We start from the raw sequence: 12,600 nt of genomic DNA on the forward strand, positions 1-12,600 counted from the left end.
CATGAACTCATCCGGTGGCGAAGGGAGATCGACCGACGGAAGGAACAGCGGCTCGATGGCGCCCGTAGATACCGCCCTGAGTGGAGCCGGCCGGAACGAACCTGTGGCAGGTGGAGTCGGCCGGAACGAACCTGTCACGGGTGGCGACGGGTCGCCCTGGCTTGCTTATCAGGGTCGGCGTGAGGCCGTGGTCGGTCGGGCAGATCGTTTCGACGAGATGCTCGATCCCGACGGCAACGTGCGTCCGCATTGGGCGGGGTTGATCGACGGGATGCGCGAGGCCGGTTCGGGGGCCATGCAGACGTTGCAGTCACGGGTCAGTCGACTCGTCGACGACCACGGCATCACGTACAACCCCATTCCGACCGGCGGTTCCGAGGCTGTGCCCAGTGCCGTGCGGTGGGGCTTGGACAGCGTTCCGTTGGTGGTCGCGGCCGACGAATGGGATCGTCTGGAAGCCGGTTTGGTTCAGCGCTCGATGTTGCTCGATGCGGTGCTCACCGATATCTACGGTGCCCAGGAGACCGTTCGGCGGGGGCTGATCCCGCCGGAGCTGATCTTCGGCAACCCCGGCTATCTGCGGACGGCCCATGCGATCACCATCCCCGGTCCGCATCAATTGTTCATGCATGCCGCCGACGTCGCCCGCGGCTCGGACGGTCTGTTCCAGGTCGTGGCCGACCGAACTCAGGCACCGTCCGGCGTGGGGTATGCGCTCGCGGATCGGCGAGTGATGTCGCGAGCAATGCCCGAGCTGTTCCAGGAGAGCAACCCCAGGCCGCTGTCCACGTTCGCACGTGCGGTGCGGTTGGCACTGCGCGACGCTGCGCCCGCGTCCGCCGAGGACCCGGTGGTGGTTGTACTGAGCCCCGGTTCGCATTCCGAGACTGCGTTCGATCAGGCTTATCTCGCAACGGTTCTCGGCTTCCCGCTGGTGGAGAACGCGGATCTCGTCGTTCGTGACGGCTGTCTGTGGATGCGGTCGCTCGGCAAGCTCCGCAGGGTCGATGTGGTGCTTCGTCGGGTGGACGCCGAGTTCGCCGATCCACTGGACCTGCGCCCGGACTCGCATCTGGGTGTGGTGGGCCTGGTCGAGGTGTTGCGGCGCGGTGCTGTCAGTGTGGTCAACACCCTCGGCAGTGGGGTACTCGAGAACCCGGCACTGGTTCCGTTGCTGCCCGCGCTGAGCAGGGCGCTACTGGGCGAGGATTTGGTGCTCGGTTCGGTTCCTACCTATTGGGGCGGTGACCCGAATCAGCTCGCGCACATCGGCAGTCGACTGCGTTCGCTGATCTTGCGGTCGATCACGTCGCGTCGCACGGTGGTGGGACACGACCTCACGGATGCCGGAGCTCGCGATGTGTGGGGTCGGATCGCTGCCGAGCCCTGGAAGTGGACCGGTCAGGAAGTGCCGGAATTTTCGTTGGCTCCGGTCGGTTCGTCGATCGGCGGGGGAGCGGCAGAGCAGTTGGCGGTTGCTCCCGCGCAAGTGGGGATGAGGCTGTTCACCGTCGCGCAGCGCGGTGGGTACACCCCGATGCGCGGTGGATTGGGACAGGTGATGATCACGGCTCCGGTCACCGATCCGCTCATCACGGTGGCCTCGAAGGATGTCTGGGTGAAGTCGCTGGAACGGGTCACGCCGGCCGATTCTGCGCCGCACACCCCGCCTGCGACGGTAGAAGAGTTGCCGCACTACGCCGCGTCCAACGTCGATGTGGTCAGCTCACCACGTGTGCTGGGCGATCTCTTCTGGTTCGGTCGCTACACCGAGCGTGCCGAGGACATGACTCGCCTGCTGATCGCGGCGCGCGAACGCAATCAGGACTACCGCTCGATGCCGTGGTTGGAGGGCAGCGAGAGCCTGCCGATCCTGCTCGAAGCGGTCACCAAGGTCTCGCGGACCGGACCGGGTTTTCTCGACGAGAAGACCCGTGCCGACGCGATCGTCGAAATGCGTTCACTGATGCTGTCGGCGGGACGCCTCGGATCGTTGGCGCAATCGGTGGATCGAATGCAGCAGGCGGCGCGCGCGGTGCGCGATCAGCTTTCGAACGACACCTGGGCGGTGCTCAACCGCATCGACACCGCGCTCGAAGAATTGGCGGAATCCCCGGCCAACAACGGTGCCCAACTGGCTGCGTCGCAGTCGAGCGTGCTGCGGGGTCTGCTCGCGGTGTCCGGATTGGCGTCGGAGTCGATGGTTCGAGATGCCGGCTGGTACCTGATGGACGCGGGCAAACGAATCGAACGTGGTCTGCAACTGACAGCGCTGCTGTCGGCAACACTGAGCCACGCCCTCACTCCGTCCACCGAACAGGCAGTCATCGATTCGGTGTTGTCGGCGGCCGAGTCCTCGGTGATCTATCGCCGACGCAACAGCGGCCGGGCACGTCCGGCAGCTGTTGCGCAGCTGCTGCTGTTCGACGAGGGGAACCCACGAGCATTGGTGTATCAGCTCGATCGTCTCCGCGACGACCTCGGATCGCTGCCCGATGCCTCGGGGACCTCACGGCCCGAGCAACTCGTCGAGCAGATGCGGGTGCGGTTGCGGCGAGTGGATCCGGGCGATCTGGAATCGGTCGACGCCAACGGTCGCCGGGTCGATCTGATCGAGTTGGTGGACGGCATTCACGATTCCCTCGAGGAGTTGTCGCGTGTGGTCCTCGCGACGCACATGTCGTTGCCGGGTGGCACACAGCCGCTGTGGGGTAGCTCGAACATTCGAACTGCGAACGGGGTGCGGTGATGAGCCGTCGGTACCGAATCAAGCACATCACGACCTATACCTACTCAGATCGCGTTTCCTCGTCGTACGGGCGAGGTTTTCTCGCGCCGCGAGACATGGACGGGCAACACTGCACGGAGAAATCCGTCACCGTGGAGCCTGCGCCTACCGATCAGTCCTTCGGGGTCGACGTCTACGGCAACGAGGACGTGTACTTCCACGTGACGCACGATCACGAGAAGCTGGTGGTGACGGCGGACTCCCTGGTGGAGGTCTATCCGCGGCCCGCGGACGAGACCACGTCGTGGCCCGCAACCGCGCCGTGGGAATCCGCTCGGATGGCACTGTTCGACCCGACCGTGCCGGCGGATTCGGCCCGCGCGTCCGCGGTGGAATTTGCCCTGGATCTTCCCACTCCGGAGATCACCGACGAAGTGCGTGCGTATGCCGAGCCCAGCTTCCGACCCGGTCGACCGCTGGCGGACGTCATCGTCGATCTGACCCATCGCATCTTCACGGACTTTCGGTATCTGTCCGGTTCCACGACGGTCTCGACCACCGTGGCAGATGTGCTCGCCGCGCGGTCGGGCGTGTGTCAGGACTTCGCTCGACTGGCCATTGCGTGCCTGCGGTCGCACGGTCTCGCCGCGAGGTACGTGTCGGGATATCTTGCGACCGAGCCCCCGCCCGGTAAGGAACGAATGATCGGGGTCGATGCGACCCACGCGTGGGCTGCAGTGTGGATGCCGAACGATCGGTGGCTCGCGTTCGACCCCACCAACGACCAGTTGGTCGACGAGCGGTACGCGACGGTGGCGTGGGGGCGTGACTACGCCGATGTGCCACCCCTGCGCGGGATCATCTACACCGAGGCGGAGAAGAGCACCATTTCCGTGTCGGTGGACGTTGCACCGCAGTAGCGAACCCTGCATAATTCGATGGTTCGGGGGTATCCGACCTTCTGGTCAAATCTGGGGATGTGACGCGCGAAAGCCGCAAAACGGACAATCGTGTCCCATTCGTAGTCGTCGACACAGCACAGAAAATCGCAGCGAACGGGTAGCTTGGATATCGATGACCGCAACACTGGCAGACCCTGTATCAGAGGTAGTAGCAGCAGCTCAGCGCCTCCTCGCCAAACGCACCGGAGCTCCGGTGACGCTGATCGACCCGGTGAACCTCGGTGGTAGCGGCCAGGCGATCGTATTGCGAGTCAAGGTCTCCGAGAACCCTTTTCAGCTGCCCCGGACCCTGGTGCTCAAGCAAGTGCGCGACGTGACGGGCGAGTCGGAACTGCATACCGAATTGGCCGACATCGCAGGGTCGAGTGCCTTCCTGCGGGAGGCAGCCTCGTACCAGTTCGCCAACGCATTGGCCACCGACAGCAGGCCGGGGCCCGAACTGCACGCCTACGATCTCGACGCGCGGCTACTCGTACTCAGCGACCTCGGTGACGCCAGCCCCATCACAACCCTATTGCGAAACTCGGACGAGGCTGCCGTGACCAACTCGCTGATGGCCATGGCGCAGGCCCTCGGTCGAATGCATGCTGCAACCGTCGGCCGCGAGGACGATTTCGCAGCGCTGCTCCGTCGCGTAGGGCAACCGGACACCACGGACGGAATTTCCGCGCAGATTCCCTATGCTCTTGCCGAGGTTCCCGAATTGTTGTCCGGCTTGCCAGGGGTAGGTCTTACCCCGGACGCGCTCCTCGATCGCGTGTCTCGTAGCGGACGACTGTTCGCGCACGGCGCCTTCCGCGCATTCAGCCCGTCCGATCTGTGCCCCGACAACATCATCGTCAACGACGAAGGTGTCCGTTTTCTCGACTACGAGTGGGGCGGTTTCCGCGACGCCACCCTCGACATCACCTATGCGCTGGCCTCGTTCCCGGGGTGTCTGTGCAGCTTCGAGCTCACGCACGAACGTGAGCAGGCGATGATCGATGCGTGGCGGTCGGAGGTCGTCGGGATCTGGCCTGCGCTGGCCGACGACACCGCCCTGGCGAGCAAGATCCTCGACGCGCGATTGATATGGGTATGGCTGACCACGTACTGGTTCCTCCCGGACGACCACACGCGCATCGCCGCGGCGCGGGCGCACCACCTGTCGGTTCCACGGTCGCAGGCGCTCGTCTCTCGGTGGACGGTGCTGGCCGACAGTGCAGAACGTGCCGGCGAGACCGGCATCGCCGAGTACGCAGCATCGGTCGCGACCGCGTTGCGGGCGAAGTGGGAGCGGTAGCCACGACGTCATTCGCCTTCTCGACAGCGCGATCGGTAGCGTTCGACCGGTGAGTGGCGGCTTCGGAAGTGACATGTCGGGCAGTGATGTTTCGAGCAGCGACGACCCCGGCGATGGTCTCTTCGACACCCCAGCACCCCCGGAGACGACGATCACCGAGTCGCGCCCGACCTCGACCTACGTCCGGCCCGACGCGCCGCTGGCGGTGAGAATGCGTCCGACGACCCTCGACGAGGTGGTAGGACAATCTCATCTGTTGGCTCCCGGTGCGCCGTTGCGGCGGCTCGTCGAGGGATCCGGTGCGTCCTCGGTGATGCTCTACGGTCCGCCGGGAACAGGAAAAACGACGCTCGCGTCGTTGATTTCCGGCGCAACAGGACGCAAGTTCGAGGCGTTGTCGGCCCTGTCGGCAGGCGTGAAGGAAGTACGCAACGTCATCGAACTCGCGCGACGCCGGTTGCTGTCGGGCGAACAGACGGTGCTGTTCATCGACGAGGTGCACCGCTTCTCCAAGACGCAGCAGGACGCATTGCTCGCGGCCGTCGAGAATCGAATCGTGTTGCTGGTGGCGGCGACTACCGAGAACCCGTCGTTCTCGGTGGTGTCGCCTCTGCTGTCGCGGTCGCTGGTGCTGCAGTTGCAGCCGCTGGGGACCGAGGACATCGAGTTGCTGTTGACCCGCGCCGCCAACGACCCGCGTGGTCTGGACGGGGCGGTCACCATCGCCGAGGATGCGATGGACCACCTCGTGCGACTCGCGGCCGGGGACGCGCGCAGGGCGTTGACGGCGCTGGAAGCAGCGGCAGGTGCGGTGTCCGACGGGGTGTTGGATCTGGCGACCGTCGAGGCCAGCGTGGACAAGGCTGCGGTGCGTTACGACCGTGACGGCGACCAGCACTACGACGTCATCAGTGCATTCATCAAGTCGATCAGAGGGTCCGACGTCGATGCCGCGCTGCACTATCTGGCGCGCATGATCACTGCGGGCGAGGACGCGCGGTTCATCGCCCGTCGGTTGGTGGTGCACGCGAGCGAGGACATCGGGATGGCCGATCCGACGGCACTGCAGACGGCGACGGCCGCGGCGAACGCCGTACAGATGATCGGCATGCCCGAGGCGCGGTTGGCGCTGGCGCAGGCAACGATTCACCTGGCCACCGCACCGAAGTCGGGTGCGGTGATCGCGGCTCTCGGTGCGGCCATGGCCGATGTAGCGGCCGGAAAGTCGGGATCGGTGCCGCCGCATCTGCGCGACGGGCACTACAAGGGAGCCCAGGGGTTGGGGAATGCCGTCGGGTATCGGTACCCGCACAGTAGTCCCGGCGGGGTCCTCGGCCAGCAGTATCCACCGGACGAGTTGGTGGGTGTGGACTACTACGAGCCCACCGAGCACGGTGCCGAGCGCGAAATTGCGACCAGAGTGGGCAAACTGCGTCGGATCATCCGGGGCCGATAGGCCCTCGAGTCGGCACGGGGTCCGACGACGCTAACCTGTGTCAGTGCAGACCCATGAGATCCGCAGGCGTTTCCTCGACCATTTCGTGAAGGCGGGGCACACCGAAGTACCCAGTGCGTCGTTGATTCTCGACGATCCGAACCTGCTGTTCGTCAATGCGGGCATGGTTCCCTTCGTGCCGTTCTTCCTCGGTCAGCAGACGCCGCCGTACTCGACCGCGACGAGCGTCCAGAAATGCGTCCGCACCCTCGACATCGAGAACGTGGGCATCACCACCCGCCACAACACGTTCTTTCAGATGGCAGGCAACTTCTCGTTCGGTGACTACTTCAAGCGCGACGCGATTCGGCACGCCTGGTCGTTGCTGACCGACAGCGTGGAGGACGGCGGTTACGGGTTCGACCCCGAGCGCATCTGGGCCACTGCATATCTCGACGACGACGAGGCGATCGAACTCTGGAAGGAAATCGCCGGTCTGCCCGACGAGCGAATTCAACGCCGCGGAATGGCCGACAACTACTGGTCCATGGGCATTCCGGGACCTTGTGGCCCGTGCTCCGAGATCTACTACGACCGCGGACCCGAGTTCGGTGCCGAGGGCGGTCCGGAGGCCGACGAGGATCGGTACATCGAGATCTGGAACCTCGTGTTCATGCAGAACGAGCGCGGCAAGGGGATCAGCAAGGACGACTTCGAGATCCTCGGTCCGCTGCCGAAGCAGAACATCGACACCGGCATGGGCGTCGAGCGCGTCGCGTTCCTGCTGCAGGGCGTGGACAACGTCTACGAGACCGACCTCGTTCGACCGGTGATCGCCAAGGCCGAGGAACTCTCGGGACGCGCCTACGGAGCGAATCACGACGACGACGTGCGTTTCCGCGTCATCGCCGATCACGCACGCACCGCTGCGCTGCTCATCTCCGACGGCGTCAACCCCGGCAACGACGGGCGTGGCTACGTGCTGCGTCGCTTGTTACGCCGCATCGTGCGATCGGCGCGTCTGCTCGGTGCGCCCGACCAGACGATGGCGCAGTTCGTCACCGTCGTGCGCAACACGATGGCGGAGTCCTACCCAAACCTGGTCACCGACTTCGACCGCATCCTGACCGTGGCAGTGGGGGAGGAGACGGCATTCCTCAAGACCCTCACCTCGGGTTCGCGGCTGTTCGAGGGCGCGGCAGAGGCCGTCAAGGCGTCGGGCGCGAAAAAGATCGGCGGTGCGGAAGCATTCGCGCTGCACGACACCTACGGCTTCCCGATCGATCTGACGCTCGAAATGGCCGCCGAGGCGGGTCTGTCGGTCGACGAGGACGGTTTCCGGTCGTTGATGACCGAGCAGCGCAACCGAGCCAAAGACGACGCCCGTGCGCGCAAACATGCACACGCCGACCTCACGGTCTACCGGGACTTCGTCGACGGTTCGCCGACGGAATTCACCGGATTCGACGAACTCGGTTCCGAGGCAACGGTATTGGCCTTGATCTCGAACGGTGTTCGTGTTCCGACCGCAGTTGCGGGCGAGAGCATCGAGATCATCCTCGACCGCAGCCCGCTCTACGCCGAGTCCGGTGGACAGATCGCCGACATCGGCACCATCACCGCGCCCGGCCTCGGCGTCAAGGTCAACGACGTGCAGAAGATCGCCAAGAAGGTCTGGACGCACAAGTCGGTGGTCGAGTCGGGTCAGATCACCGAGGGCGACACCGTCCACGTCGACGTCGACCACGCCTGGCGCAAAGGTGCGACTCAGGGCCACTCGGGTACCCATATGGTGCACGCTGCCCTGCGACAGGTCCTCGGGCCCAACGCAACTCAGGCCGGTTCGCTCAACAAACCCGGCTACCTACGGTTCGACTTCTCCTGGCAGGGCGCGCTCTCGGACGCCCAGCGCGACGACATCGAGAACGTTGCCAACGACGCGGTCGGCTCCGACTTCGAGGTCAACACTGTGGTCACCGACCTCGACAGTGCGAAGAAGATGGGCGTAATGGCGCTGTTCGGTGAGAACTACGGAGACGAAGTACGAGTGGTCGAGATCGGTGGGCCGTTCTCGATGGAATTGTGCGGTGGTACGCACGTGCAGCACTCGTCGCAGATCGGCCCGGTCACCATTCTCGGCGAATCATCGGTCGGCTCGGGAGTGCGCCGCGTCGAGGCATTCGTCGGCCTCGATTCCTACCGCTATCTCGCCAAGGAGCGCGCGCTGCTGGCCGGCGTAGCGTCCTCGCTGAAGGTGCCGTCCGAGGAGGTCCCGGCTCGTATCGAGACCCTCGTCGAGCGTCTGCGTGTCGCAGAGAAGGAACTCGACGCGGTCAAGGCCGCTGCGGTGTTGGCCTCGGCGGGCGAGTTCGTCGGGAAGGCCGAGCGGTTCGGCGATGTTCGCGCGGTGGTCGCGCAGGCACCGGACGGTGTCGGTGGCAACGACCTGCGCACCCTGGTGACCGATATTCGTGGACGCCTCGGCGCGGATCCGGCCGTCGTGGTGCTGTTCGGCACGGTCGGCGGCAAGGTCCCGTTCGTGGTGTCGACCAACAAGGCTGCCCAGGATGCGGGCGTCGCCGCCGGTGACCTGGTGGCGGCTTTCGGTCCGAGCATCGGTGGCCGGGGTGGCGGTAAGCCCGAACTGGCCCAGGGGTCAGGGTCGGACGTCGCCGGAATCAACGCCGGTATCGACGCCGCCCGGGCTCGACTGTCCGAACTCACGACCCGCTGACGACTGTGGCCAACCTGGGGCGAGGCCCCGATCGGCCCGGCGTCGACGATCCGGGCCGGGGACGGCGAATCGGTATCGACGTCGGCAGTGTTCGTATCGGAATCGCGTCCAGCGATCCAGACGGTGTGCTCGCGACTCCGGTCGAAACGGTGTCGCGCTCCAAGATCAAGGGTCCCGATGCCCCGGACGTGGTACGCGTCGCGGAGATCGTGGCCGAGTACGAGGCCGTCGAGATCGTGATCGGCCTGCCCCGCACACTTCGCGGTGAGCGCGGCAGTGCCGTCGATGCCGCCGAGAAATTCGGCCGTTCCCTGCACAGACGGTTGGGCGACGTGCCGATTCGAATGGCCGACGAGCGACTGACTACCGTGAGTGCGTCGCGTGCACTACGGGACAGCGGTGTGCGGGCCAAGAATCAACGATCGGTGATCGATCAGGCTGCGGCGGTGGCGATATTGCAGGGCTGGCTCGACGAGCGTCGTGCCGTGTCGACTCGCAGTGCTGCCGATCGTTCAGTCTCGGATGACGCGGTCTCGGATCACGCAGGGACGAATTCAGGATCGACGGAGGTCGACAAGTGAACAACCATGGGTCCTTCGATCGGGATCGGCGACATGCGCGCTCCGACGAGGCGCACACCGATCCGATCGGGTATCGCGTGGACGAGGGCAGCGACTTCGATCGCCGTATGGATGGCCGTCCGCGCCCGCCGCAACGGCACGAACCGCACCCTGCACCTGGCGCGGAGCCGCGGGAGGTAGGCCGCAGCCGTGCTGCGAGCCGCAGGGACCGTGCCGCGTCCACTCGCAAGCGTCGTGGCCGGATCGTGGCGTTGGCGCTCGGGTTGATACTGATCGTCGCAGTGGCCGGCGGAGGGTATTTCGCAGTGAGCAAATTCAGCAATCGCACGACCCCGAACGCAGACTTCGCGGCCGGGTCCTCCGGTGACGGTGTCGTCATTCAGGTTCATCCCAACGACACCGCCCAACAAATCGGTACCGAGGCAGCGGACAAGGGTGTCGTCGCCAGCTCGGGGGCATTCCTCGAAGCTGCGATTGCGAACAACGCCATCACCTCTGTCCAGCCGGGCTTCTATCTGCTCACCAGTAATGTGCCCGCTTCGCGAGCGGTGAGCGAACTGGTGGACCCCGCCTCCCGGGTGGGAAACATGGTCATCTCGGAGGGACGTCAGCTGCACGACGCGCGCGACGTGAACACCGGTGCCGTCAAGAAGGGCATCTACACACTGATCTCCGAGGCCAGCTGTGTGGATCGAACCGGCAGTGGCAGTCCGATCTGCGTGAGTTACGACGATCTCAATGCGGCCGGAGCGGTCGACGACCCAGCAGCCCTCGGCGTTCCCGACTGGGCGACCGATCGCGTCGAGGGAGTTCCGGATCGCGATCGTCAGCTCGAAGGCCTGATCGCAGCGGGGACCTGGGATTTCGATCCCAGCGCCGCACCCGCCGACATCCTGAAGCAGCTGGTTTCCGAGAGTGCCACTCGCTACGAGGACACCGGGATTCTCACCGCGGGCACCAACTCCGGGCTCACTCCCTACGACACTCTGGTGGCTGCGTCTCTCGTCGAGCGGGAGTCCCTGCCACAGGATTTCAGCAAGGTGGCCCGGGTGATTCTCAACCGGCTCGCGGTGCCGCAGAAACTCGAGTTCGACTCGACGGTCAACTACTCGCTCGACACGACCGAGGTGGCCACCACCGACGCCGACCGGGCGCGTGTGACCCCGTGGAACACCTATGCCAGCGAAGGGTTGCCGGCAACGCCGATCTCCTCGCCGAGCATCGGTGCGGTGCAAGCCGTCGAGGCTCCCGCCGACGGTGACTGGTTGTACTTCGTGACCATCGATCAGGCGGGTGAAACGCTGTTCACTCGCAGCTACGAGGAACACCTCGCGAACATCGCGAAGGTCGAACCAGGCTTCCTCGACAGCGGGCGCTGACATGCGGGCCGCAGTACTCGGAAGCCCCGTCGCACATTCGAAATCGCCGCTACTGCATCGCGCTGCGTACCGCGCCCTCGGTCTCGAGGATTGGACTTACGACCGAATCGAGTGCACCGGTGAGCAGCTGCCGGGCATGCTCGACGGTTTCGGTCCCGAGTGGGTCGGCGTCTCCGTCACGATGCCAGGCAAGGTCGCAGCCTTGAACTACGCCGGCGAACGCACCGAACGGGCGGTGTTGGCCGGCTCGGCGAACACACTGGTGCGCACGGCCTCGGGCTGGCGTGCCGACTGCACTGATGTGGACGGCATCGTGGGTGCCCTACGCGGTGCGGGGGTCGTAGACCTGTCGGGTAGCGCCGTGACGGTGGTCGGAGCCGGGGGAACGTCGCGGCCGGCGATCGTCGCATTGGCCGGATTGGGGGCTGCCGCCGTCACCGTCGTCGCGCGCTCGGCCGACCGGGCGTCGGACACACTCCGGTGCGCCGTCTCCGCAGGACTGCGTGCTGAGTTCGCTGACATGACCGATCCCCGTCTCGCTGAGATCGCGGGTGCATCTGCCGTACTGGTCAGCACCGTGCCCGCGGCCGGAGCCGCACACATCGCCACTGCACTCGCACACGCGCCGTTGGTGCTCGACGCCATCTACGATCCCTGGCCGACGCCGCTGGCAGCCGCGGTGGAGTCAGCCGGTGGAACTGTTGTCGGTGGCCTGGCGATGCTGCTCGAGCAGGCGTACGGACAAGTCGAGCAGTTCACCGGCGAGCCGGCACCTCGGGCGGTCATGCGTGCTGCCTTGGCCACTGCCGAGTGAGCACGAATTCCCCGTAGTCCACAGGCAGCGGGTTGTCCACAGGGCAATCTGCGATCAGGTGTTCTGTCGTGGCCGGGCATCGGAGGGATGCGACCCTTCGGGCCATGTTCAGTCTGTGTGCAGCGTCGGTGGTCGGTGCCGTTGCCGGGGTAGCGATGCGATTCGGTCTGGTCCGGTGGGATCCACGGTTTCTGCCGCTGTTGTCCGCGGTGGGTACCGGATGGGCCTGGTGGCGGTTCGGCGAGTCCACCCTTTTTGGTCCGATGTCTGTACTGACATGGTGGTTTGCGGCGCTCAGTGCCGTCGACCTGCGGCATCGCCGGTTGCCGAACGAACTGACGATCCCGGGTGCGATCGTGGTCACGACGATGCTCGTGTCGGCGGGTTCGGCGAGAGCATTGCTCGGCGGAGCCCTGCTGTTCGCGATCTACCTCGTCGTACACCTTCTCGCGCCGTCGGCATTCGGTGCCGGGGACGTGAAGCTGGCATGGTCGGTGGGCTCGATCGCAGCTCTCGGCGGTGGGGAAGGGTGGGTGATCGCGGCGCTGTCGGCGCCACTGGCAACTGCCGTGGTCGGGTCGATCGTCGCAGCCTTCGGGCACAGGCGGGCACGTGTCGCGCACGGCCCGTCCATGTGCGCGGCGACCCTGCTGGCATCCGCAGCTTGCCTGACGTGAAAAGATGT

9 protein-coding genes are annotated in these 12,600 nt (G+C 65.5%); all 9 read left to right on the forward strand.

Translation table 11 applies throughout. The features are described 5' to 3' along the window. Window positions 1-55 precede the first annotated feature (55 nt). Window positions 56-2,749 carry a circularly permuted type 2 ATP-grasp protein gene (locus tag QM797_RS13515; protein WP_283276143.1) on the forward strand — a complete coding sequence of 898 codons (2,694 nt, stop codon included), beginning with the start codon at window positions 56-58 and terminating at the stop codon, window positions 2,747-2,749. Beyond that, entirely contained in the window at window positions 2,749-3,648 is a 900-nt protein-coding gene (locus tag QM797_RS13520) for a transglutaminase family protein (protein WP_283276144.1), read from the forward strand. The genes QM797_RS13515 and QM797_RS13520 overlap by 1 nt, the downstream gene beginning before the upstream one ends. Before the next feature lie 154 nt (window positions 3,649-3,802). Next, window positions 3,803-4,972 carry a protein kinase family protein gene (locus QM797_RS13525; protein ID WP_283276146.1) on the forward strand — a complete coding sequence of 390 codons (1,170 nt, stop codon included), beginning with the start codon at window positions 3,803-3,805 and terminating at the stop codon, window positions 4,970-4,972. Between the two features lie 73 nt (window positions 4,973-5,045). Beyond that, a complete protein-coding gene (locus QM797_RS13530; protein WP_283276302.1) occupies window positions 5,046-6,428 on the forward strand; it encodes a replication-associated recombination protein A in 1,383 nt (460 codons plus the stop codon). Window positions 6,429-6,471: 43 nt separating this feature from the next. Continuing rightward, window positions 6,472-9,141 carry an alanine--tRNA ligase gene (alaS, locus tag QM797_RS13535; RefSeq protein ID WP_283276147.1) on the forward strand — a complete coding sequence of 890 codons (2,670 nt, stop codon included), beginning with the start codon at window positions 6,472-6,474 and terminating at the stop codon, window positions 9,139-9,141. Window positions 9,142-9,146: 5 nt separating this feature from the next. Then, complete coding sequence (gene ruvX, locus QM797_RS13540; RefSeq protein WP_283276149.1) at window positions 9,147-9,722, forward strand: Holliday junction resolvase RuvX; 576 nt, start codon at window positions 9,147-9,149, stop codon at window positions 9,720-9,722. Then, window positions 9,719-11,101: an endolytic transglycosylase MltG gene (locus QM797_RS13545; RefSeq protein ID WP_283276151.1), complete on the forward strand. Its 1,383-nt coding sequence runs from the start codon at window positions 9,719-9,721 to the stop codon at window positions 11,099-11,101. The genes ruvX and QM797_RS13545 overlap by 4 nt, the downstream gene beginning before the upstream one ends. Before the next feature lies 1 nt (window position 11,102). Beyond that, window positions 11,103-11,915 (forward strand): shikimate dehydrogenase, encoded by an 813-nt coding sequence (locus QM797_RS13550; RefSeq protein ID WP_283276152.1) that lies wholly within the window; start codon window positions 11,103-11,105, stop codon window positions 11,913-11,915. Window positions 11,916-12,019: 104 nt separating this feature from the next. After that, entirely contained in the window at window positions 12,020-12,592 is a 573-nt protein-coding gene (locus QM797_RS13555) for a prepilin peptidase (protein ID WP_283276153.1), read from the forward strand. Window positions 12,593-12,600: the final 8 nt, after the last annotated feature.

Source organism: Rhodococcus sp. IEGM 1381, assembly GCF_030056795.1.
Classification (GTDB): Bacteria; Actinomycetota; Actinomycetes; order Mycobacteriales; family Mycobacteriaceae; genus Rhodococcoides.